Genomic DNA, 22044 nt, shown 5'->3' with positions numbered 1-22044 from the left:
CTTACGTCATCAGTGTCTCGCGCTCGCCCCGGCGTCCGGGGAGAATGATCGGCATGGCCACCTCCCCAACTTCACGCGGCACGCTGCCTCTTGCCGCCATGCTGCTCACCGCCACCATCGCCCTCTACATGGCGCTCGTCGCCTTCGGGAACATCACCGACTTCGGCACCAACCAGCAGTTCGTCCGGCATGTGCTGGCCATGGACACCACGTTCAAGGACGAGGACCTGATGTGGCGGGCCATCACCAGCGAGGCGCTACAGGACGCCGCCTACATCGCGATCATCGCGTGGGAGACCGTCGCCGCGTTCGTCCTCATAGCCGGGAGCTGGCTGTGGGGCAGACGTGATCAGCGGCGTGCCCGGCAGTTGTCGACCTACGGGCTGCTGATGGTGATGCTGCTGTTCGGGGCCGGATTCATCGGGATCGGCGGCGAGTGGTTCTCGATGTGGCAGTCGAAGAGCTGGAACGGGCTGGACGCGGCGACCCGTGTCTTCCTGTTCAGCGGTGTCGTGCTGATCGTCAACCAGCTGCCGGTCGCGCGGACGGAGACGCCCGCTTCCTGAGCGCTGCCGTTACTGTCGCCCTGTTCGCGGTTGGGCAACGTAGATCCAGTCGAAGCCGTCATATCCCTCGGCGTCGAGATGCTGTGCTCGGCTGAGCCCGGCGCGTGTCGCCACGCGCTGAGACGCGACGTTGGCTGGTCGAACGCGGGCGATCAGCGGGAGGTCGGGCAGGTGACGGGATGCCCAGGTGGCAACCGCGCCTGCCGCCTCGCCGGCGAAGCCTTGGCCCCAGGCTGAGGTGGCGAAACGGTAGAAGAGGTTCAGGACCGGGGCCCCGTGCAGTTCCATGGGCTTGATTCCGCAGAATCCGAGCTGCTGAGCGGAGCCGTGGTGCCGGACAACCCAGTACCCATATCCGTACTGCTGCCACTGGTCGTCCCAACGCCGGTAGAGTGCCTCCGCTTCCTCAAGCCGGGCGAGCGCATCGGACGGGTTGTGGGTACAGGTCTCAGGATCACTGTGGACGGCGAAGATCGCGTCGACATCGGCTGTGGTTGGGCGTCTCAGCAACAGCCGATCTGTCTTCAGCTCCACGGCTGCCGGGCTCCGGCCCCTCATGTCGAGACCGCATCACCGGTGCGGAAGATTCGGTTCAGGTGGTGGCCCAGGACTGTGGTCGCGGACTCCGGGCTGCGCTGGCCGACAAGGACGCTGGTGCCGAGCCCCGCAGACATGGCAAGCAGGCCGGCCGCCTCCAACCGTGCGTCCACACCGGGCTCGAGCAGTGCCGCTTCCTGCGCCTGCCGAAGGAGTTCGGTCAGGGCATCTTCGGCGGCGTCAGGGTTTTTGATGAAGGGCTGGGCTGCGAGCGCCGGGTCGTTCACGGCCAGAACCGCGTACGAAGTGTAGAGGTGGTGGAAGGTGCGGCTCTCGTCGTCCGTCGGCAGCGCCGCCATCAGCAGCGCCTCGACCATCGCGCGCGGACCTGGACTGTCCCCGGCGGCCCGTACACGGGCAGAGACCCGCTCCCCGAATCTCTCCGCCAGAAGCTCGAGCCCGAAGAGCAACAACTTCTCCTTGGTCTGGAAGTAGTACTGCACCAGCCGCAGCGATACGCCCGCTTCCGCTGCCACATCGCGCATCCCGACGGCATGCAGCCCGCGTCGGCCGGCGACCCGGACGAGGGCCTCGGCGATCTCGGTGCGCCGTTCTGCGTGGTCTACGCGCTTGGGCATCTGCCGGTTCTCCGCTCGTCGTTCCTGCTGTGGCTTCCGTGGGGCCTTTTGATGATACGACCGTACCAACATCGTGATACGTTCGTATCACGAAACTGAGACGCCGGAGGTGGCCATGCCCGAGACCGCTGCCCGACCCCAGGCCGATGTCGGCCGCTACGTGAGCGATGCCTGGCGGGAGCGCCACTTCGCGGCCTGCGACGCGGTCTACGCACTGGGAGCGTCCGCGTTCGCGGAAGAGGACGTGGAGACGTCCTTCGGCACCACGCACGTCTACCGCTACGGCCCCACGGACGAGGCCGCCCGATCCCGCACCCCCGTCGTCCTGGTGCACGGGGCGGGCTCCTGCTCCGCCATGTGGTACCCGAACACGCCCGCCCTCAGCTCGGAGCGCCCGGTCTACGCGATCGACACCCCGGGTGACCCCGGTCGCAGCGTGCAACGCGCGCCGATCCACGACCCCGAACGCGCCGCACAGTGGCTGGACGAGACACTGGCCGGGCTCGGCCTCGATCGCGTACACCTCGTCGGCAGCTCCTACGGCGGATGGCTCGTCCTGAACCAGGCGCACCGCAGGCCCGATCGCCTCGCCTCGGTCACGCCGCTCGACCCCGGCGGCCTGGAGAAAGTGGGGCTGCGCTTCTTCGTCTGGATCTTCGCCGGCCTCTTCGCGATGTTCGCACCCAAGGCGTTCCGCCCGCGACTGGCGGCCTGGCTGGAACAACCGGTTCTCGTCGTTCCGGAACTGCGCACGATGATCAGAACAGCGGTTCGCGCCTATCGCATCCGCCGCCCGTCGCCGCTTCCCCTCTCCAAGGAGGAGCTGTCCACCATCCGGACTCCGCTCTACCTGGTGCTCGGCAAGCGAAGTCTCCTCGTGCACCCACAGCGGCAGGTGGAGCGTGTGCCGCGCCTGATCCCCGGCGCCCGCGCCGAGATCATCTCCGACACGGGCCACGGGCCGCAGATCGACCACGCGGATGAGGTCAACCGCAGGATGCTGGACTTCATGGCCTCCGTCGACTGACAACCGCCCACGCCGACGGGCCTGCTCGAACGCAGTTGAGAGTTTGGGGGAGGCAGAGCAGCGATCAAGAAGGCCGGAATCCTCGGGCCTCAGCCCGAGGCGCAAGTCACTTGACCACGGTCACCGTCGTGCCGACCGTGCCGAACGCCCACAGTGCCGTGCCGTCCGCCTTCCGCATCCGGACCCCGCCCGTCTTCGTGCCGGAGGCGGCGGGCGGCGGTGAGGCGCCGTCGACCGCGTTGGAGAAGGCGACGGAGACGCCGGACTTCGCGGCGAAGTAGATGATGTGCTCGATCTGGACGCCGTCCGAGCCGGTCGTGCCCTCGGTGCGCGACGACACCGTGTACGAGCCGGGGTCGGGGCTGACCGTGCCCGGCCACACGGTGAACGTACGGCGGCTTCCCTCGCTCGCGTCGACCAGCCACACCCGCTTCTCGCCGAGGGAGTAGACGACGCGCCGGCCGGTGCCGGAGCCGTCGGGCACCCGGGTCGGGGCGGACGCGGAGGGGGTGGGCCGCACGCCCGCCGACGCCGCGCTGCTCGGCTTGGCCGAGGAGGCGGTGGGGTGCGGGCCCCGGTCCGCCTGCACGGCCAGGACCGTCACCGCGGCTATCGCTCCCACGGTCAGCCCGGTCGTCCAGGCCCACGAAGGAAGTCGGGCAGGCACGGGCACGCATCTCCTCAGTCACCGGACCCCGCACGGACATCGGGGCTCGGATCATCGTACTGCGCGCCCGCTCCTCCCCTGGCGGCCTCAGGGGGCCTCAGGGGGCTTTGCGGACCGGTACCGGGCCGGTGCCGGCGCCATGGGCGGTGTGGAGCGGCGCGCGGGCGGGGGCCGGGTAGGAGAGGTGCACGAGCCGGGACTGCTCCTGCCGCATGTGCATGAGGGACTCGAGGATGTAGCCCACGAGCAGGACGAGCGCCGCGATGGTCATGATGGCGGCGGCGAGGACGGCCGTGGGGACCCGGGGCACGGTGCCCGTCTCGATGAAGTCGGCGATGACGGGGATGCCGAGGATGACCGAGACCAGGGCCAGCACGCCCGCGATCACGGTGTGGACGAGCGAGGGGCGCTCGCGCCGTGCCAGGTCGAGGATGACCCGCAGGATGCGCCAGCCGTCCCGGTAGGTGCGCAGTTTGCTCTCGCCGCCGGCGGGCCGGACCCGGTAGTCCGTGACGACCTCCGCGGTGGGGAGGCGGAGATGCAGGGCGTGGATCGTCATCTCGGTTTCCGTCTCGAACTCCCTCGCCAGCGCCGGGAAGGACTTCACGAAGCGCCGCGAGAAGACCCGGTAGCCGCTGAGCATGTCGGTCACGTCGTTGCCGAACAGGGAACGCACGGCCCCGGTGAGCAGCTTGTTGCCTGCCGCGTGTCCCGCCCGGTATGCCCCGTCGGCCGTCACCCGGCGGGCGCCGACGACCTGGTCGTAGGGCCCTTCGAAGAGCAGGTCCACCAGGTCCCGGGCGCGTGTGGCGTCGTAGGTGTCGTCGCCGTCGATCAGGAGCAGCGCGTCGGCGTCGACGTCGGCGAAGGCACGCCGGATGACATTGCCCTTGCCCTTGCGGGGCTCCTCCCGGACGATCGCGCCCGCTCCCCGGGCGATCTCCACCGTGCGGTCGGTGGAGGCGTTGTCGTACACGTAGACGACGGCCTCGGGGAGGGCCGCCCGCAGGTCGCGGACCACCTTGCCGATGGCCGCCTCCTCGTTGTGACACGGCACGACACACGCGATCGTCGGTTGCACGGCTGCTCCTCTCGAACCGGTACCGAATACGACGAAAATAATGCGATATGGGCGGGTCTGGTCGGTGGGGGCGCGCCGGGCCGTTAGTGTCACCGTGTGCCGGTCCTCGCAACTGTCGCGCTGCGTGCGCGTGACGCCGTCAAGGGCATCTGGCGCGAGGCCGCCAAGTTCGGAGTCGTCGGCGCCTTGGCCTTCGTCGTGGACAACGGCGGCTACAACCTGCTCGTCTTCGGCCTGCCCGGCGGCGCGGAGGGCGGGCCGATGCGGACCTCCCCGGTGCAGGCGTCCGTCGTCGCGACGGCGGCGGCCGCGCTCTTCAGCTGGGGCGGGAACCGCTACTGGACCTATCGCGACCAGCACCGCGAGAAGGTGACCCACGAACTCGTCCTGTTCCTGGTGGCGAACGGCGTCGGGCTCGCCATCACCGCGGGCACGGTCTTCGCCTCCCGGCAGCTGCTCGGGCTCGACTCTGCGCTCAGCGACAACACCGCCCGGATCTTCGGCTGGGTGCTCGCGACCCTGTTCCGCTTCTACGCCTATCGGCGCTACGTCTTCGTCGCTCCCTGAGCCGTTAGCATCCGACTTATGGGACAAATGGGATGGATGCCGCGGGTGCGGCGCTGGGTCTGGGTACTGGCCGCCGTCGCCGCGGCCTGCTGTCTGGGCACGATCCTCGTCTTCGCCCCGGGCTACCTGAGTCCCGACAGCCTCGATCAGCTCCGCCAGGCCCAGGGGAAGCTGCCCCTGACGGACTGGCACCCTCCCGTGCTGAGCCTGGCGTGGCGTGCGCTCATCGCCGTGACCGGGTCGTTCGCGTCCATGGCCGTTGTCCAGTCACTGCTCTTCTGGGGCGCGCTCTGGACGCTGGCCTGGTGCGTCTACAAGCTGACCGGGAGGCGCGCCGGTTCACTCGCCGTGCTGGGGCTCGGACTGACCCCTTTCGTACTGACGTTCGTCGGGGTGGTGTGGAAGGACGTCCACGCGGCGTTCGCGCTGCTCGCCGCGTGCGCGGTCGCGTTCACCGGGCTGCGGCTGCGGGACCGGGACCTTCGCCGTCCCGCCCTGCGGTGGGGGCTGCTCGGGCTGGGCGTGCTGTTCCTCGCGTACGCCATGCTGGTGCGCAAGAACGCCTTCTTCGCCGCGATCCCCGTCTTCGTCATGCTGGTCCTCGCGCTGTGGCGCGCTCCCGGACGCCGTACGTGGGTGATGTGCACGGCGGCACTCGTGGCCGCCCTGGTCGTGCCGGCCGCCGCCATCTCCCTCTTCGCCCGGCCCCTGGAGACGAAACAGGGCGCGCAGATCATGATCGACGACCTGGTCCACGTCCTGAGGGTGGACGAACTCCGGTCGGCGGACGTGTCACCCGGTCTCAGGGACCGGCTGGTGTCCGCCGCCGAGGAGTGCCGACGCGTCGGCGCCCTGTCGGATGCCTACTGGGCCTGCTACGCCCGCCCGGCGGACGGACTGCGCGGGGACTCGGGCGAGATCACGTCCCTGTGGCTGGACGAGATGAGCGGGCATGTGCCGGGGTATCTCCAATACCGGCTGCGGCTCTTCGCCAGTCTGCTGTTCGAGACCGGCTATCACTACAAGGCGGGGATCACCCGCAACGACCTGGGCATCGAGGTGGCGCACCCCCGTCTGGAGGACATGCTCGGCACATACGTCGACGGCATGGCCGGGGACCTGCGCTGGCTGTTCCGGGGCTGGTTCTGGCTCGCCGTGGCACTGGTGCTGGCCGTCCGCCCGGGCAAGGGCGTGTTCTCGATGCCGGTCCGGGCACTGGGCATCAGCTCGGCGGCCTACATCCTGGGCTATCTGCCGATCATGCCCGCGACGGACTACCGCTACGTCTACTGGCCGGCGATCGCCTGCTCCCTGGGCCTGCCGCTGCTCTGGCTGGGCCGGGACGCGACGCCCCCACCACCGAAGAGCCCCGGCACCCGGACCGACCGCGCCTTGACGGCACATCAGCCGGCGGATGCCGGGGGTCAGTAGATCGTCGGTCGGCAGGCTGTCGGTCCGGCAGACCGACAGGCCCTCAGGCCTGGCAGGGCGCCAGACCACCAGACCGCGAGGCCCTCAGACCACCAGACCGCGCGGCCCTCAGGCCGCCAGAACCGGGCAGCCCGTCGGCCCGGCAGCCCGGGCAGCCCGTCGGCATGACAGACCGGCAACCCGGGCAGGCCGTCGGTACGACAGCCCGGCAACCCGGCAACCCGCCAAGCCCTCAGACCGCCAGCCCCTGCAGACCTCAGGCCCCAAACCACCAGCCCCGGCAGCCGTCAGTACGACAGACCGGCGGCCGCCAAGCCCCCAGACCGCCAGCCCCGGCAGCCCATCAGTACGACAGACCGTCAGGCCGCCAGGCCGAGCAGGCCGCCAGGCCGAGCAGACCGAGCAGACCGAGCAGACCGAGCAGACCGAGCAGGCCGCCAGGCCGCCAGGCCGCCAGGCCGCCAGGCCGAGCAGACCGAGCAGACCGAGCAGACCGAGCAGGCCGTCAGGCCGCCAGGCCGAGCAGACCGAGCAGACCGAACAGGCCGCCAGGCCGCCAGGCCGAACAGGCCGCCAGGCCGAACAGGCCGCCAGGCCGAGCAGCCAGCCCGGCAGACCCTCAGTCCAGTACCGGCAGCAGCTCCGGCAGATGGCCGTCCGATGCCTGGGCCGCCTGTTGCCGCTCCTGGGGGATGTCCCCGTAGAGGGTGTTCCGCGGCTTCGCCGGGCGGCCCGCGGCGTCGGCCACCGCGATGAGGTCCTTGACCGACTTGTACGAGCCGTACGACGAGCCCGCCATACGAGAGATCGTCTCCTCCATGAGCGTGCCGCCGAGGTCGTTCGCGCCGGAGCGGAGCATCTCGGCCGCGCCCTCGGTGCCGAGCTTCACCCAGCTGGTCTGGATGTTGGGGATGTGCGGGTGCAGCAGCAGCCGGGCCATGGCGGTGACCGCGCGGTTGTCCCGCATGGTCGGGCCCGGGCGGGCGATCCCGGCCAGGTACACCGGCGCGTTGGTGTGCACGAACGGCAGTGTCACGAACTCGGTGAAGCCGCCCGTGCGCTGCTGGATGCCCGCGAGGGTGCGCAGGTGCCCGAGCCAGTGGCGGGGCTGGTCGACATGGCCGTACATCATCGTCGAGGACGAGCGGATGCCCAGCTCGTGGGCCGTGGTCACGACCTCGATCCAGTCCGCCGCGGGCAGCTTGCCCTTGGTCAGGATCCAGCGGACCTCGTCGTCGAGGATCTCGGCGGCCGTGCCCGGGATGGTGTCCAGGCCCGCTTCCTTGGCTGCCGTCAGCCACTCGCGGATGGACATGCCGGTACGGGTCGCGCCGTTGACGACCTCCATCGGCGAGAAGGCGTGCACATGCATGCCCGGGACGCGTTCCTTCACCGCCCGCGCGATGTCGAAGTACGCCGTGCCGGGCAGGTCCGGGTGGATGCCGCCCTGCATGCAGACCTCCACCGCGCCGACGTCCCAGGCCTGCTGGGCCCGGTCGGCGACCTGGTCGAGGGAGAGGGTGTAGGCGTCGGCGTCCGTGCGGCGCTGGGCGAAGGCGCAGAAGCGGCAGCCGGTGTAGCAGACGTTGGTGAAGTTGATGTTGCGGGTGACGATGTAGGTGACGTCGTCGCCGACGGCCGACTTGCGTACATCGTCGGCGACCCGGGCGAGCGCGTCCAGCGCCGGTCCGTCCGCGTGCAGCAGGGCCAGCGCCTCGTCGTCGGTGAGCTTCGTGGGGTCGTCGGCGGCGGTGCGCAGGGCCTCGCGTACGTCGGTGTCGATGCGCTGCGGTGCCATGCCGGGGGCGGCGGCCTCGCGCAGGGCGCCCCAGTCGCCGTACACCTCGTCGAAGTCGTCCCGCCGGTCGGAGGTACGGCCCTCGGTGTCGATCGCGGAGTGCAGGTCGGTGCGGCCGGACGCCGTGAAGACCTCCTCCGGCTCCTGCCACGGCAGGCCCTGGGGAAGGGCGTCGGGGCGGGCCAGCCCGGTCTCCGGGTCGGCCAGCGCCGCCACGTGCGGGCGCAGCCGCGGGTCCAGCCAGGGCTCGCCGCGCCGTACGAACTCCGGGTACACGCAGAGGCGTTCCCGCAGCTCGAATCCGGCGGCCCGGGACTTCTCGGCGAGCTGCTCGATCTGCGGCCAGGGGCGCTCGGGGTTGACGTGGTCGATGGTCAGCGGGGACACCCCGCCCCAGTCGTCGATGCCGGCCGCGATCAGCCGCTCGTACTCGTCGTCGACGAGGTTGGGCGGGGCCTGGATGCAGCCCGACGGGCCCATGAGCAGCCGGGCGACGGCCACCGTGGCGACCAGTTCGTCCAGTTCCGCGTCCGGCATGCCGCGCATCGCGGTGTCCGGCTTGGCGCGGAAGTTCTGGATGATCAGCTCCTGCACGCCGTGGTAGGCCCGGGTCACCTTCCGCAGCGCGAACAGCGATTCGGCGCGCTCCTCGTAGTTCTCCCCGATACCTATGAGGACGCCCGAGGTGAAGGGGACGGAGGAGCGGCCGGCGTCCTCCAGGACGCGCAGGCGTACGGCGGGCTCCTTGTCGGGAGAGCCGTGGTGGGGGCCGCCCAGCTCCGACCAGAGGCGGGTCGCGGTCGTCTCCAGCATCATGCCCATGCTGGGCGCGACCGGCTTCAGACGCTGGAAGTCGGTCCAGCTCATGACGCCCGGGTTGAGGTGGGGCAGCAGGCCCGTCTCCTCCAGGATCCGGATGGAGATGGCCCGTACGTAGGCGAGGGTGTCGTCATAGCCGTGCGCGTCGAGCCACTCACGCGCCTCGGGCCAGCGGTCCTCGGGCTTGTCGCCGAGGGTGATGAGGGCTTCCTTGCAGCCGAGGGCGGCGCCCTTGCGGGCGATGTCCAGGACCTCGTCCGGGGACATGAACATCCCGTGGCCCTCGCGGCGCAGCTTGCCGGGGACGGTGACGAACGTGCAGTAGTGGCACTTGTCCCGGCACAGCCGGGTCAGAGGGATGAAGACGCTCTTCGAGTACGTGATGACACCGGGCCGGCCGGCCGCCTCCAGACCGGCGTCCCGGACCCGGGCGGCCGAGGCCGACAGGTCCTCCAGCTGCCCGCCCCGGGCCTGGAGCAGCACCGCCGCCTCGGCGACATCGAGGGAGACGCCGTCCCTGGCCCGTTTCAGGGCGCGACGCATGGAGTTCTCGGTGGGGCCCGTTCCGGAGGTCGCGGAAGTCGTCATCCTTCGAGCATACGAGTGCGCTGATCAACCCGGGTGAGCCCCGTCAGTGGAAGGCCAGCCAGCCTATGCCCAGAGCGGATGTGAGCCCCGCCGCGACAACGGCGGCCGGCCTGTTGCGGTGCAGCGCGAACCAGACCAGCGCGGCGGTCACCAGCACGGCCAGCGTGCCGATAGCGGCACGCAACAGTCCCTGACTGTAGCCGTATTCATTAAAATTACGGACAAGCCAGGACAACCAGGCGAATCTCACTATGCTCCCCCGTGGGCGACTCCGAACCGGGTGGGTCACACCTGCCGGCCGCGATGGTCAGTCGCGCACCGGTGCTCCACCCGGTTTTCACCCGGAGCCTAATGATCGTTCCGGGCCCGCGGCTAGGCGGCCCAGACGAGCCAGCGCTGGGAAGGGCCGCCGGTGCACAGCGCCGTGGAGACACGGTCGTTCGCCCCGCGCGCGAGGCACTTGTGGTTCACGTTGTTCTGGATCAGCGCACCCCCGGGGGACTGCGTGTCGACGGACCACAGCGCGGCCTCGTCGGCGGCGGCACAGGGCTTCATGGTCAGCTCGCCGTTGCGCAGGGTGAGGCACAGCCTCGTGGCCACCTGCCGGAGCGCGGTGAGCCGGACCTCGTCGTTCCAGTGCCACTTCTGGTAGTCGGTGCCGTTGCAGTTGAAGACGTACGGGCCGTAGTCGGCCCGGAAGTCAAGGCACGCCCCTGCCGGCGCCTGGTTCTCGAAGGCGCTGGTCCTCGGTGCCGCGCTCGCCGGCGCGCTGCTCAGGCCCAAGGCGAGCCCGACGACCGCTCCCACGGCGGCCAGTCTGGTCAGAAACACGATTCCCCCTCCGGTCGGTGAGTTCCGCCCAGGGGCTACCCAGCCGCGGCCTCGGCGAGGCCGGAGCGGACACACCTGTACAGCTGTTCCACAAGCGGCGAACTCTCCTCCCCGGAAGGGGAGTTGTCAGAGGTACTCCTGGTACGCGTCCAGCGCCTTCAGCACCTCCGCCTCCCCCGCCGGAGGCAGCTGCACCACGACCTCCTCGATGCCGAGGCCGGCGTAGTGGGCGAGCTTGCCCGGGGTCGGGTGGACGGCGTACGGGACGACCTGGAGAGCCTCGGGGTCGCGGCCCGCCTCGGTCCAGGCGGTGCGCAGCCGGGGCAGGGATTCGGAGAGGCCGCGGCCGCCGATGGGCAGCCAGCCGTCGGCGTACTCACAGATGTGGGCGAACAGCTTGGGCCCGGCGGCCCCGCCGAGCAGCGTGCGCGGCCCCACGACCGGGCCACGCGGCTTCCGCACGGGCTTGGGGTGCGCGTGACTGGCCCGGACACCACCGAACTCCCCCTCGTACGCGACCGGTTCCTCCGACCACAGCGCCCGCATCAGCGCCATCCGGTCCCGGCCCAGCTCGCGCCGGGTGCGCCACCGCACACCGTGGTCCGCGGCCTCCTCGACGTTCCATCCGAAGCCGACCCCGAGGGTGAACCGGCCTCCGGACAGGTGGTCCAGGGTCGCGACCTGCTTGGCCAGGTCGATCGGATCGTGCTGGGCGACGAGCGTGATGCCCGTGCCGAGACCGAGCCGCTCGGTGACGGCGGCGGCCTGACCGAGCGCCACGAACGGGTCGAGGGTACGGCCGTACTCGCGCGGCAGCTCGCCGCCCGCCGGGTACGGAGTGGTCCGCTCGACGGGAATGTGCGTGTGCTCGGGCAGATACAGCCCGGCGAAACCGCGTCCCTCCAGCTCCCGGGCGAGCCGGGTCGGGGTGATCGTCTCGTCGGTGAGGAAGATCGTTACGGCGATACGCATGGCCTATCTCTACCCGAGGGGGACCCGGGCGTCCATACCAACCGGTCGGGCTTCATCCGTCGGCACTCACACGAGCGCCGCGAGCGCCGCGAAGCCGCTTCCGGCCTCGGCGGTGGCCCACAGGGCCGCGGCGACGGTGCTGTAGGGCGCCATGCGGTGGTAGGGAAGGCGGGTGGCGCCCGCGAGGTGCGGGGCGAGGGTGCGGAGCACCGGGACGAAGCGGGCCAGGAACACGGCCCGGCCGCCGCGGCGGTCCATCAGGTCCTCGGCGTTCCGCCAGGCGGCGGCCGGGACCCGGCTGCCCAGGCGCCCCGTGCGCAGGCGGTCGCCGAGCAGGCCCCCGGTGCGGTGGGCGAGGAAGTCACCGGCCACCGCCGCGACGGCGGCGGCACCGATGACCAGGGGCAGGCTCAGGTGTCCGGTGCGGGCCAGCGCCCCGGCCGCCAGCAGCAGGCCGAGCGTGGGCACGAAGGCGCCGACCAGCAGGACGGACTCGGCCAGGACCGCGGCCGCCAGCACGGCGTAGGCGGCGTTGGCGGGGACCCGGCCGAGGAGGTCCGGGAGGTCCCACGGGACGGTCACCGGCCGGCTCCGGTGACGGCATACGGCTCGTCTCGTACGTCCTGCGCGTCACGGAGCGGGCTCCGCAGCTGCCAGACCCTGGCCGGAGGAAGGTTCGCCCACACCGACCAGCGGCCGGTGGCGTAGCGGTGCTGGTAGCCGGCCATGACCTCCTGGACGGCATGGTGCCGGCGGGCCTCGGCACGGGAGGAGAGCAGGGTGCGGGCCTGCCCGGTGCCCAGGTAGGCGAAGTAGGTCAGGGTGCCGCCCGGGTGCAGCAGCTCCAGACAGCGGGCCATGATCGCGTCGGTCCGGTCGGGGGTGAAGTTGGTCAGGGGCAGGCCGGCGACGATCACGTCGTAGCGGCCCGCGCCGGGCAGGTCCTCGACGTAGGAGCGGTGGACCCGGACCCGCTCGGGCTCGCCCGCCAGCCGGGGGTGGGTGTCGACGAGCCGGCGCAGCCGGTCGGCGAAGCGCGGGTTGGCCTCGACGACGTCCAGACGGCTGCCCGGGGACAGTCGGTGGATGAGGGCGCGGGTGACCGCGCCGGTCCCGGCCCCCACCTCCAGAACGGTCAGCGGCCGCGGGGCCAGGGTGCGCACCGGTTCGGTCAGCGCCCGGGCCAGGGCCCGCCCGCTGGGGGCGACGGCGCCGGTGGTGCGCGGATCGCGTGCCGCTTCGGTGAGGAACGTCCAGTCCATGGTGCGTAGATCCATGGTTTCGAGGCTAGGAACGAGGCCACGCCCGGAGATCACTCGTTGTGCGGCCGTCCTCCCCTACGAAAGTAGGGGGTCACATGAGACCGGGGTCGGACGACCGGCCTGCCGGGCCCGCCTAGGATCCCGGGAGTGATACGGAGAGAGAGCTTCCGGTGGGGCACCTGCGGGCGCTGGTGCCTGGTCGTGCTGCTGACCGCCCTCGCCGTGCTGAACAGCGCCTCCACCGCCGGCGGCCGGTATGTGACGCCGTCCACCGTCCTGGCCGTGCTGTCCGGACTGGCCCTGCTGGTGCGCCGGTCGCCCTGGTACGCCTCGGCCGTACCGGCCACCGTGGCGACCGGGCTGTGGGGGTGGCCGCTGCTGCCGCTGCTGCTCGTCGCGCTGTTCGACCTGTCGACGCACCGGCGTGCCCGGGTGGCCGTGTGCTGCGCCGCGGCCGCGCTGAGCGCCAACCTGCTCATCCCTCCGGCGATCTCGCTGTGGACCCCGCAGCAGTACGGCTCCACCCTGTTCGTGCTGCTGGCCCTGGTGGGCGGGATGTGGGCGGGCAATCGCCGGCGGCTGCTGGAGGCACTGGGCGACCAGGTCAAGCATCTGCGGATCGAGCGGGAGTTGCGCGAGGAGGCGGCCCGGTCCGCCGAACGGTCCCGGATCGCGGCGGAGATGCACGACGTACTGGCGCACCGGCTGAGCCTGATCGCCCTGCACACCGGCGTCCTGACGACCAGGAACGAGGAGTTGCCCGAGCCGGTCGCGGCCCGTCTGACCCTGCTGCGCACCGCCTCCACCGAGGCCCTGGCCGATCTCCGCGACATCCTCGGGGCCCTGCGCGATACCGGGGCCGAGCGCGCCGAAGCCGCTCCCGTCCCCGTCCTGCGCGACGTGGACGAGCTGGTCGAGCAGGCGCGGACAGCGGGACAACGGGCCGAGCTGCGGGTCGAGGGCCGGCCCGAGCAGGCTCCGGCCGCACACCGGCTGGCCGTCTACCGCCTCGTCCAGGAGGCGCTGACCAACGCCCGTAAGCACGCCGGGGGTGCCCCGGTGCGCATCCACCTCGGCTACCTGCCGCCGGCCACCACCGTGGACGTCACCAACGCGCCCGGCAGCCCGGCCGCGCACGCCGTCGCCTCCGGTTTCGGGCTGGTCGGCCTGCGCGAACGCGTCACCGCCCTCGGCGGCCATCTGCACGCGGGCCCGGGCGGGGCCGGCAGCTGGCGCCTGGCGGCCCGCATCCCCCACCCCTCGCCCGCCCTCGCCGAGTCCACCAAGTCCTCCGAGACCTCCGCGTCCTCCAAGACCCCCGAGGCCCCCAAGGCCCGCAAGCCCTCCGCGCCCTCCGAGGCCCCCGAGGCCTCCAAGCCCTCCGAGGCCCCCAAGCCCTCCGCGGCCTCCAGGCCCTCCAAGCCTCCCAAGCTCTCCAAGACCCCCGAGGCCCCCAAGCCCTCCGCGCCCTCCAAGCCCCCCGAGGCGCCCAAGCGCTCCGCGCCCTCCGCGGCGCCCGAGGCCTCCAAGCCCCCCGCGCCCTCCAAGACCCCCAAGACCCCCGAGACCCCCAAGTCCCCCGAGTCCCCCGAGGCCCCCGAGGCCCCCGACCAGAACGGCACCCCCGCATGATCCGCGTCCTGATCGCCGACGACGACGCCCTGGTCCGCCTGGGCCTGACCGACCTGCTCGACGGGGACCCGGGCATCGAGGTCGTCGCCCAGGCGTCCGACGGGCTGCACACCGTCGAGCAGGCCGCCGCGCATCGCGTCGACGTCGCCCTGGTCGACGTACGCATGCCCCGCATGGACGGCATCACGGCCACCGCCCGGCTGCGTGCCCTGCCCCAGCCGCCGAGGGTGATCACGCTGACGACCTTCGATCTCGACGAGTACGTCTACGACGCCCTCGCGGCCGGGGCCGACGGCTTCCTGCTGAAGGACACCGACCCGGCCGAGATCCTGCGCGCCGTCCACCTCGTCGCCGCCGGCTCGGCGATGCTCCACCCCAGCGCCGCACGCCGACTCATCGACCGCTACCACCGGTCGGGCGGGCCGCAGGCGACCGCCGCCCGGGCCGGGCTCGACCGGCTCACGCCCCGGGAACGCGACGTACTGGCCCTGCTCGCCCAGGGCGAGACCAACGCCGACATCGCCGCCCGGCTCGGCATGCGCGAGAGCACCGTCAAGGCCCACGTCAGCCGCATCCTCACCGCGCTGGAGGTCACCAACCGGGTGCAGGCGGCCCTGCTGGCCCGCGACGCCGGCCTCACCGTCTGAAGTCCCCGGGCCACGCGGCCTGTTCCACTGCCGCCCGCCGCCGGATCCCCTTCCCTTGCCCGCGAGTTCACGGCTGAATACAACGGTGGCACGCACCACCCCTGCACCACCCATGCCTTGTCACCGACGACACCTTGGGAGCAGCAGCATGTGCGAGGACCATCAGGAGGACGGCCACGGCGGGCTCGCCCGGCGGGCTCTGTTCGTGACGGGAGCGGCCGCCGCGCTTACGTTGGGAAGCGTGAGCTTCGCTGCAGCGGCCGACGGGGACCAGGCGACCAGAACGGTACGGGGCACCCTGCCGCCCGGCTCCCCCGACTTCGTGTACGTGCCCGTAGAGGTCCCGGCCGGGGTCCGGGAGATCAAGGTCTCCTACACCTACGACCGGCCGTCCGTCCCGGCCGGCACCACCGGCAACGCCCTCGACATCGGCGTCTTCGACGACCGGGGCACCGATCTCGGCGGCCGGGGCTTCCGGGGCTGGTCGGGCGGGGCGCGCACCGAGTTCTTCCTCCGCGCCGACGACGCGACGCCCGGCTACCTCCCGGGCCCGGTGCGCGAGGGCACCTGGCACATCGCGCTCGGCCCGTACACGGTCGCCCCGCAGGGCCTGTCGTACGAGATCACGATCACGCTGACGTACGGCGAGCCGGGCGAGGCGCTCGAGCCGGTGTATCCGCCCGAGCGGGCCAAGGGGCGGGGGCGTGCCTGGTACCGGGGCGACTGCCATCTGCACTCCTGGTACTCCGACGGGCGCCGCACCCCCGCCGAGATCGGGGCTCTGGCGCGGGCCGCGGGGCTGGACTTCATCAACTCCTCCGAGCACAACACGCACTCGGCGCACGCCCACTGGGCGGATGTGGCCGGGGACGATCTGCTGGTCATGCTGGGCGAGGAGATCACCACCCGGAACGGGCACGTGGTGGCGCTCGGCACCGACCCGGGCACCTTCGTCGACTGGCGCTACCGTGCCCGCGACAACCGCTTCGGCCGGTTCGCCCGCCAGATCCGCCGCGCCGGCGGGCTGGTGGTCCCGGCCCATCCGCACGCCACCTGCGTCGGCTGCAACTGGAAGTTCGGCTTCGGCGAGGCCGACGCGGTGGAGGTGTGGAACGGCCCCTACACGCCCGACGACGAGGTGACGCTGGCCGACTGGGACAGCATGCTCGTGGCGTCGGTGCGGGGCGAACGCGGCTGGATCCCGGCGATGGGCAGCAGCGACGCCCACCGCGACCCGGACCCCGTCGGCAGCCCCCAGACGGTCGTCCTGGCCGACGACCTGACCCGCCGGGCCATCCAGGAGGGCATCCGGGCCGGGCGGTCGTACATCGCCGAGTCCGCCAAGCTCGCGCTGTCGTTCCGGGTGTCCGGGGGCCGCGGCGAACACGCCGGCATCGGCGAGCGGCTCGCGGTCGGCCGCGACACCCCGGTCACCGTCCGCCTGGAGGTCACGGGCGCCCCGCGCTGCACGGTCCGCTTCGTCACCGACCAGGGCGTGCTGCACACGAGCGCGCCGCTGCCGGTGGCGGGTGCGGGGGTCGTGGAGTGGCGCACGACGCCGTCGTACGCGGCGTACGTACGGGCCGAGGTGCGGCACGAGGCGGCGGCGGGGCCGATCCCCGGGCCGCTGGCGGCGTTCACGAACCCGGTGTTCTTGGGGCGTTAACCACGGCGCACCACGTACTCGAACAAGTCGGGGCTCCAGCGGCTCATCATCGCCTCGAGCAGGTCTTCGACTCTGGCTCCCAGCTCCTTCAGCAGCCGGTCGAACAGGGAGAGGTCGCCGTCGGCCCCGAAGTACATCATCACGGCGACCGCTCCCACCAACTTGTCGTCCGCCTCCTCGACGAGGAACACGAACAGGTCGCGGAGTGCCCGTTCGTCCAGTTCTCGCAGGCCCAGGTGGAACCGCTGGGCCACAGGGGTCGCGGGCCTGACCTTCGGGCTGTCCTGGCGGCTGACCCGCACCATGATGCGCCCGGCCATGTCGCCCATACCCGCGCCGAGCAGCCCCGCCATCACATGGAAAGGGAAGCCCGGGTCGACGGCGATGCGATGAGGCGCCGCCACAGCGCTGGTGGTGAAGACGAGCAGGGCACCGGGCGGCTCCCCGCCCGTCAGGGCCGCGGTGATCAGGCCCAGGGCTTCGGCCGGCGTGGTCGCGCGCCGCACAGAGGCGGCCAGCATCCGGTCGCTCAGCAGGCCGCTGCGCCGCTCGAGGGCCAACAGCTCCCGGAAGTAACCGGCGACATTGCCCTCCGTGACGCGAGACGCCACCGCCGTCACCCACGCGTCGTGGACCGTCGTGTCACCCAGCACCGCTCCCGGCGGGCCCGAGGCCCCGGCCAGCAGCTCCGCGGCGATCCGCAGGACGTCCCGGGCCGGGCGCAGGCGGCCGACGTCGGAGACAAGAGCGCTCACATGCTCCCGGTCCTTCCTCTGCGCCAGCCACGCCATGAGGTCCAGCACCTCCTCCAGCGGCCGCGACCAAGCCGCCTCCGTCAGATCCCGCGACGCCTCGGGAAAGTGCTCCTCTTCCCACAACCGCAACAACTGGCACTTGAACACCTCCAGCGGGATCTCACCCGCCGACCCGCGCTCCGACAGTTCCGCCTCCAGGCGCAGGACACGCTCCCGCAACTCGCGGCTGTGCTCCTCCGCCTCGGAACGGAGTCGCTCAGCCTCTTGAAGGTCCCTCTTCAGCTGCTCGATCTCGCGCAACAGCACCTCACGCGAGGCGGACAGGGATGCCTGCTCCCTGCTCGACGCGCCCCGCGCACCGGCGCCATCGGACCGCTCGGCACTCCAGTCCAGCTGGAGCTGGGCCAGATCCCTGGCGGCGTCATGGGCCTGCGCCTCCCGCTGCTGCAACAGAAGGTGCAGGGCCTCGACATTGCGGTTCGCCCGCTCGGCATCACGCCGGGACCTCGCCAACTCCAGGCGCAGACTTTCCAGTTGAAACTCGGAGGGGTCGGTCTCCTTCAGCGCCGTGAGCCACTTGGCGTGGATCGCGTCCCTGGCCGCCGGCGTGACGGAACCACCGCGTTCGGTCTCGACCTCGGAGATCAGCTGCTCGATGAAGTGCTTGGTGGGCATCCGCCGGCCGCCGAAGGCGCGCGAGACCACCGACGGATCGAGACTTACCCGCTTCGCGTACTGCCGCTGGCTGATGCCCAGGGTGTTGAACAGGTCTTTCAACATGGTGCCGAGCTCGGCAAGTTCGGGCAACTCACCGCGTTCGATCTCCGACGAATTCCCGGAATTGCGGGCCACGACGGTCAAGGCGTCCCCCCCGAAGTGTTGACTCGGTCCTGGCACCATGGTGCGCCTTTCGCAACGTACCCGACGGGACGGAGGGTTCCGGCATCGATCACTCGTCGGCTCAAGGCCGCGACTCGAAGGGAACCCCCACATGCCTACCCGCTGGACCGGTCTCCTCGTCGGCGCCCGCTGGGCACAGCGTGTCCTGCTCGTCCTGTTCGCGCTCGTGCCCGTGCTCGTCGTGACCCTGGCGTTCGTGCCTGCCCTGATCCTCCTGCCCTTCCTCCGGTCGCGTACGGCGCACGCGCTCACGATGGTCGGCCGGCTGACGGCATGGACCCGTGCGCTGCTGGTGGCCAGCCGGGAGCGGTGATCAGATGGACACCCCCCCTCAGCCACGTACGAAGGAGTCCCCTGACGATGTCCCGCTTCGCCGACATCAGGTTCCGTGGCGCCACGGCTTTCCAGCGCCGCATCAATCCGCTGCTGCGCCGCCTCCCCCTCCAGACGGTCATCGAGACGAAGGGCCGCGTGTCCGGGCTGCCCCGTCAGACGCCGGTGGGCGGCCGCCGCGTCGGTGACTCCTTCTGGCTGGTGTCGGAGTTCGGCGAACGGTCGCAGTACGTCCGCAACATCCAGGCCGATCCGCGGGTGCGGGTGCGGATCCGGGGGCGGTGGCACACGGGAACCGCCCAACTGGTGCCGGACGACGATCCGGTGGCGCGACTCCGGCGGCTGCCCCGCTTCAACGGCCTGGGGGTGCGGGCGTTCGGGACGAATCTGCTGACGGTGCGGGTGGATCTGGCGGACGTCTGAGGCCTTTTCTCAGGACAGGTTCATGTCGTCCCAGGTCCAGCGGCCGACAGGGGTGCCGTCGAGATCGATGCCCCATGGAAGGGCCAATTCCTCGGGCTGCTGCACTTTGTCGTCCTCTTCGAGGTCCGGGACACGGCTGAGCAGTTTCCTGGCGGCCTCGTCCTGCCCGACCTCCTCCAAGCGCATCAGCAGCTCATCGACCGCATCCGGGTCCGAGACGTCGGTCTCGGACGCGACCCGGCACGCGAGCGATGCCAATGCCTTGCCCTCTTCCAGACGGTGGAGCGCGACGAGGAGCTCCCCGATCCCTTCGGAATCGTCGACGTCCGCAAGGGCAGCCACTCCGCGGTCGAGCAAAGTGGCAACCTCGGTTCCCATACCGAGTTCATGGAGGAACTCCAGCAGCTCCGCGACGGGCGAGGGGTCGAGGATGTCGGTCTCACCGGCCGCGCGAGCGGCCACCGCGAGGGCCTGCGCGGACCGGTCGTGGACCAGCAGGGTACGCAGCAGCCAGAAAACGGCATCCGGATCGGAGACATCAGCGAACGCACCCGGGTCTCGGGCGAGGAGAGCGTGCACGGCTTCCATCTGCCCGAGTTCGTCCAGGGCCTGGATGAGCAAGGAAACAGCCTCGGGGTCGTCAAGGCCGGCATGCGCCTCCGGAGCGCGGCCGAGCAGTGCGGTGATCGCATCGCACAGATCCTGCTCTCGCAACGCGTCGAGAAGCGTCGCCACGTTGTTGGCGTCGCTGATGTCGATCTCCGCCGCCGCACGCGCGGCCAGAACAGCGGCGTGCGCCGGGCTGTGGGTGTTCAGTTCCGCCAGCAGGAACGGAAGGAAGGCCACGTCCGTCGCATCGACTTCACGAGCGGCGCGGGCGGCGAATACTCGGTAGGCGTCGTCGAGCCCCAGGGTGCGCAGGGACACCAACAGGTCGCTGCCAGGACCGGCATCGGTGGCGTCCGACGCTTCCACCGCGCGTGCGGCCAGCATGACGGCGGCATCCTGAAGTCCTGCTGTGCGCAGCCTCTCCAGCAGGTAGGCGACCGCCTCGGCGTCATCGCAGTCGACGTGGATCTCGGGCTCTCGCCGCATCAGCGCGTCGACCGCCGCGGGCTGTCCTTCCCCATGGAGCACATCGAGGAGGAGCCGTACACCGTCCGGGTCGTACAAAGGGGCGTGACCGGCGGCCCACAGGCGGCCCTTCCCCTGCGGGTCGGTGTCGTCGTCCAGCAGGTCGGCCAGGGCATGGGCGCACGCGGGATGACCGACGACAACGGCCTTGTGCCACAGGCGTGCTGTGTGCCTCAGGTATCCGTGATGGAGGGCGGACCAGCCGAGGCTCATGAGGTCGTCCGCGTCCGTGGTGTGGTCGAGCAGGGCGCGCCAGAGGGCGGGCGTCGCGGGCCGTGCCGGGGACTCGCCGCGGACGTGCTGGACGAGGTAGTCGGCCGGTTCGTACACCGCGTCGCTGCCGGACCGGGTGAGTGGGGTGTGCATCGCGGTCAGGGTGTGCCGAATGTCGGTGCGCCGGCCGTCATCACGTTCGCCCGTGCTCAGGGCCTTCAGTACCGCGTCGGCCCAGGCCGCACCGTCGGGTCGGCGCCGCGGGTGCAACGCGCCGTCGGCGGCGTCCGCGAGGAGTCCGGCGGGAAGGGGACGTCGGTGACCGAGGTGCCGTGCGTCGAGGGCCGCTGTCAGCACGGCGTGTTCCACGTGGCTGAAGTGGCTCCCGGGTCCGCACCGGTAAGCGGCGAGCAGGGCAGGGCCTCCGCTGAGGTGTTGCACGACGCGGCCGTCCGCCACCCCTGCCCGCAGCGCGTCGGCGGGCCGCCGGTCCCCACCGGCTTCGGCGGTCCGTGCCACAGTGCCCCATGTCCGCAGTTCGGCAGCCGAGAAGTGGTCGGGCACCATGACCCGGCGACACGCGGCGCAGTCGAGCAGTCCACGGACCTGCCCGTGCGGATCCCCGGCACGGCCGGGGCGCGTCAGTTCCTCCCAGTACGGGTCGGTCCACAGGGTGCCTACGGCTGTGAGTCCGGGAGTCGAGACCAGTAACCGGCGCAGCTCGGCCGCCGCCTGCTCGGCACCGCGACCGTAGAAAAAGCGCTGCGCCTCGTTGAGCCAGAGAACCGTCCGGGGCTCGAAGTGCCCCTCCAGTACCAAGCGCAGCAGCTCACCTGTGCTTGACGGGCGGAGGAGTCGGTGCTGGGGAGCAAGGTCGCCCAACGCCTCGTACAACGCACGGGTCTTACCGGTGGCCGAGTCCCCCGTCAGCATCAACAGCACCGACTCCCCGCCTGCCAGAGCCGGCGTGAGGTACGCGCGCAGTTCGTCATCGTGCGCTCGGAGCATGTAGGGGGTGAGGAAGGGGTAACCGCCGGCGTCGGGAGCCGCCAGTACGGCACGGTGCACTTCGAGAGCCTGCGGGCCCACATCGGCGATGCACGGCTCGTCGGTACACACGTCGGTTCTCCCGCCCACCTGATCCGTGCGCCGTCCGACGGAGGGTGCCGGAGGCTGGGCCGACTTCCAGAGTTTGTAAAGCTCGTCCATACCGGTGGGAACGACTCCCAGGGCTTGGGCCAGCTTGGCGACGGTGATCCATGTGGGGCATGTCGGACCGTCGTTGAAGGCCTGGCTGATCGTGGTGTGTCCGAGCCCGGTACGTGCTCGGAGCTGGTCCCTCGTCAGCCCGGCCCGCCCGCGCAGGTCCCTCAGCCGCTCCCGCACCTTCGCCAAGCCGTCGGAGTACGCCGCCTCGTCTTCCACTCCTGGTCCCCCACCTCGGACAGCCCTCCCACCGTGCAGCGATGTTCATTCTTGTCCAGGTGAACCACGGCGAACACAGGAATCGCCAGAGTCTGCGGCACAGGCACAAGCACGCCGACCAAGGAGACCCTG

General features: G+C 71.2%; 20 protein-coding genes and 1 pseudogene. 9 read left to right on the top strand and 12 right to left on the bottom strand.

What is annotated here, in order from left to right; genetic code table 11:
• Window positions 1-53 precede the first annotated feature (53 nt).
• Window positions 54-566: a DUF2165 domain-containing protein gene (locus ACFT32_RS29840; RefSeq protein ID WP_382495448.1), complete on the top strand. Its 513-nt coding sequence runs from the start codon at window positions 54-56 to the stop codon at window positions 564-566.
• Window positions 567-575: 9 nt separating this feature from the next.
• On the opposite strand, the gene ACFT32_RS29835 is transcribed toward ACFT32_RS29840, so the two are convergent.
• Entirely contained in the window at window positions 576-1100 is a 525-nt protein-coding gene (locus tag ACFT32_RS29835) for a GNAT family N-acetyltransferase (protein ID WP_382495446.1), read from the bottom strand.
• A gap of 20 nt (window positions 1101-1120) precedes the next feature.
• The gene (locus tag ACFT32_RS29830; RefSeq protein ID WP_382495444.1) at window positions 1121-1741 is read right to left on the bottom strand and encodes a TetR/AcrR family transcriptional regulator; all 621 of its coding nucleotides are present in this window, start codon (window positions 1739-1741) and stop codon (window positions 1121-1123) included.
• A gap of 115 nt (window positions 1742-1856) precedes the next feature.
• On the opposite strand from ACFT32_RS29830, the gene ACFT32_RS29825 reads away from it, so the two are divergent.
• Window positions 1857-2768 (top strand): alpha/beta fold hydrolase, encoded by a 912-nt coding sequence (locus ACFT32_RS29825; RefSeq protein WP_382495442.1) that lies wholly within the window; start codon window positions 1857-1859, stop codon window positions 2766-2768.
• Window positions 2769-2874: 106 nt separating this feature from the next.
• Here the strand turns inward: ACFT32_RS29825 and ACFT32_RS29820 are convergent, their stop codons facing one another.
• Together ACFT32_RS29820 and ACFT32_RS29815 are read right to left on the bottom strand one after the other, a co-directional pair.
• Window positions 2875-3441: a hypothetical protein gene (locus tag ACFT32_RS29820; RefSeq protein WP_382495441.1), complete on the bottom strand. Its 567-nt coding sequence runs from the start codon at window positions 3439-3441 to the stop codon at window positions 2875-2877.
• A 91-nt stretch (window positions 3442-3532) separates the two neighbouring features.
• Window positions 3533-4516, bottom strand: a complete 984-nt coding sequence (locus tag ACFT32_RS29815; RefSeq protein ID WP_382495439.1) for a glycosyltransferase family 2 protein — start codon at window positions 4514-4516, stop codon at window positions 3533-3535.
• 96 nt (window positions 4517-4612) lie between these two features.
• Here ACFT32_RS29815 and ACFT32_RS29810 point away from each other — a divergent pair, with 96 nt between their 5' ends.
• Together ACFT32_RS29810 and ACFT32_RS29805 are read left to right on the top strand one after the other, a co-directional pair.
• On the top strand, window positions 4613-5083 hold the full coding sequence (locus ACFT32_RS29810) for a GtrA family protein (protein ID WP_382495437.1): 471 nt from the start codon (window positions 4613-4615) through the stop codon (window positions 5081-5083).
• An 18-nt stretch (window positions 5084-5101) separates the two neighbouring features.
• Window positions 5102-6514: a hypothetical protein gene (locus tag ACFT32_RS29805; RefSeq protein WP_382495435.1), complete on the top strand. Its 1413-nt coding sequence runs from the start codon at window positions 5102-5104 to the stop codon at window positions 6512-6514.
• A 619-nt stretch (window positions 6515-7133) separates the two neighbouring features.
• Here ACFT32_RS29805 and ACFT32_RS29800 read toward each other — a convergent pair.
• The 6 genes from ACFT32_RS29800 to ACFT32_RS29775 all read right to left on the bottom strand — a co-directional run bounded on the left by ACFT32_RS29800 (window position 7134) and on the right by ACFT32_RS29775 (window position 12799).
• Window positions 7134-9719, bottom strand: a complete 2586-nt coding sequence (locus ACFT32_RS29800) for a bifunctional FO biosynthesis protein CofGH (RefSeq protein WP_382495433.1) — start codon at window positions 9717-9719, stop codon at window positions 7134-7136.
• Window positions 9720-9762: 43 nt separating this feature from the next.
• Window positions 9763-9903, bottom strand: a complete 141-nt coding sequence (locus tag ACFT32_RS29795) for a hypothetical protein (protein ID WP_382495431.1) — start codon at window positions 9901-9903, stop codon at window positions 9763-9765.
• Window positions 9904-10091: 188 nt separating this feature from the next.
• Window positions 10092-10550, bottom strand: coding sequence for a ricin-type beta-trefoil lectin domain protein (locus ACFT32_RS29790; RefSeq protein ID WP_382495429.1), 459 nt, complete (start codon window positions 10548-10550; stop codon window positions 10092-10094).
• Window positions 10551-10676: 126 nt separating this feature from the next.
• The gene (locus ACFT32_RS29785) at window positions 10677-11522 is read right to left on the bottom strand and encodes an LLM class F420-dependent oxidoreductase (protein ID WP_382495427.1); all 846 of its coding nucleotides are present in this window, start codon (window positions 11520-11522) and stop codon (window positions 10677-10679) included.
• Between the two features lie 66 nt (window positions 11523-11588).
• A complete protein-coding gene (locus ACFT32_RS29780; protein WP_382495425.1) occupies window positions 11589-12104 on the bottom strand; it encodes a DedA family protein in 516 nt (171 codons plus the stop codon).
• Window positions 12101-12799 (bottom strand): class I SAM-dependent methyltransferase, encoded by a 699-nt coding sequence (locus ACFT32_RS29775; protein ID WP_382495423.1) that lies wholly within the window; start codon window positions 12797-12799, stop codon window positions 12101-12103. Before ACFT32_RS29775 ends, ACFT32_RS29780 begins: the two co-directional genes overlap by 4 nt.
• Window positions 12800-12931: 132 nt before the next feature.
• Between ACFT32_RS29775 and ACFT32_RS29770 the strand changes: the two are divergent.
• The 3 genes and pseudogenes from ACFT32_RS29770 to ACFT32_RS29760 form a co-directional block, all read left to right on the top strand.
• Window positions 12932-14047 (top strand): annotated as a pseudogene (locus ACFT32_RS29770) (sensor histidine kinase); the annotation flags it as partial.
• A 365-nt stretch (window positions 14048-14412) separates the two neighbouring features.
• On the top strand, window positions 14413-15063 hold the full coding sequence (locus ACFT32_RS29765) for a response regulator (protein ID WP_382495422.1): 651 nt from the start codon (window positions 14413-14415) through the stop codon (window positions 15061-15063).
• 148 nt (window positions 15064-15211) lie between these two features.
• Window positions 15212-16729: a CehA/McbA family metallohydrolase gene (locus ACFT32_RS29760; RefSeq protein WP_382495420.1), complete on the top strand. Its 1518-nt coding sequence runs from the start codon at window positions 15212-15214 to the stop codon at window positions 16727-16729.
• Here ACFT32_RS29760 and ACFT32_RS29755 read toward each other — a convergent pair.
• Window positions 16726-18345 (bottom strand): hypothetical protein, encoded by a 1620-nt coding sequence (locus ACFT32_RS29755; RefSeq protein WP_382495418.1) that lies wholly within the window; start codon window positions 18343-18345, stop codon window positions 16726-16728. The two genes, ACFT32_RS29760 and ACFT32_RS29755, sit on opposite strands and share 4 nt — an antisense overlap.
• A gap of 130 nt (window positions 18346-18475) precedes the next feature.
• On the opposite strand from ACFT32_RS29755, the gene ACFT32_RS29750 reads away from it, so the two are divergent.
• Both ACFT32_RS29750 and ACFT32_RS29745 read left to right on the top strand, forming a co-directional pair.
• Window positions 18476-18697 (top strand): hypothetical protein, encoded by a 222-nt coding sequence (locus ACFT32_RS29750; protein WP_382495416.1) that lies wholly within the window; start codon window positions 18476-18478, stop codon window positions 18695-18697.
• Window positions 18698-18744: 47 nt separating this feature from the next.
• A complete protein-coding gene (locus tag ACFT32_RS29745; protein WP_382495414.1) occupies window positions 18745-19140 on the top strand; it encodes a nitroreductase/quinone reductase family protein in 396 nt (131 codons plus the stop codon).
• Window positions 19141-19149: 9 nt separating this feature from the next.
• Here ACFT32_RS29745 and ACFT32_RS29740 read toward each other — a convergent pair whose 3' ends face one another.
• Window positions 19150-21912, bottom strand: coding sequence for a helix-turn-helix domain-containing protein (locus ACFT32_RS29740; protein WP_382495412.1), 2763 nt, complete (start codon window positions 21910-21912; stop codon window positions 19150-19152).
• Window positions 21913-22044: the final 132 nt, after the last annotated feature.

This window comes from Streptomyces sp. NPDC057002 (assembly GCF_042673825.1).
Taxonomy (GTDB): domain Bacteria; phylum Actinomycetota; class Actinomycetes; order Streptomycetales; family Streptomycetaceae; genus Streptomyces.
This window is presented reverse-complemented; position numbering and strand designations above follow the sequence as displayed.

What these genes read in the sequence shown, in the direction of transcription:
- ACFT32_RS29840 (WP_382495448.1), top strand. Translation starts at nt 54, where the DNA reads ATGGCCACCTCCCCAACTTCACGCGGCACGCTGCCTCTTGCCGCCATG.
- ACFT32_RS29830 (WP_382495444.1), bottom strand. Translation starts at nt 1,741, where the DNA reads ATGCCCAAGCGCGTAGACCACGCAGAACGGCGCACCGAGATCGCCGAG.
- ACFT32_RS29825 (WP_382495442.1), top strand. Translation starts at nt 1,857, where the DNA reads ATGCCCGAGACCGCTGCCCGACCCCAGGCCGATGTCGGCCGCTACGTG.
- ACFT32_RS29805 (WP_382495435.1), top strand. Translation starts at nt 5,102, where the DNA reads ATGGGACAAATGGGATGGATGCCGCGGGTGCGGCGCTGGGTCTGGGTA.
- ACFT32_RS29800 (WP_382495433.1), bottom strand. Translation starts at nt 9,719, where the DNA reads ATGACGACTTCCGCGACCTCCGGAACGGGCCCCACCGAGAACTCCATG.
- ACFT32_RS29785 (WP_382495427.1), bottom strand. Translation starts at nt 11,522, where the DNA reads ATGCGTATCGCCGTAACGATCTTCCTCACCGACGAGACGATCACCCCG.
- ACFT32_RS29775 (WP_382495423.1), bottom strand. Translation starts at nt 12,799, where the DNA reads ATGGATCTACGCACCATGGACTGGACGTTCCTCACCGAAGCGGCACGC.
- ACFT32_RS29765 (WP_382495422.1), top strand. Translation starts at nt 14,413, where the DNA reads ATGATCCGCGTCCTGATCGCCGACGACGACGCCCTGGTCCGCCTGGGC.
- ACFT32_RS29760 (WP_382495420.1), top strand. Translation starts at nt 15,212, where the DNA reads ATGTGCGAGGACCATCAGGAGGACGGCCACGGCGGGCTCGCCCGGCGG.
- ACFT32_RS29750 (WP_382495416.1), top strand. Translation starts at nt 18,476, where the DNA reads ATGCCTACCCGCTGGACCGGTCTCCTCGTCGGCGCCCGCTGGGCACAG.
- ACFT32_RS29745 (WP_382495414.1), top strand. Translation starts at nt 18,745, where the DNA reads ATGTCCCGCTTCGCCGACATCAGGTTCCGTGGCGCCACGGCTTTCCAG.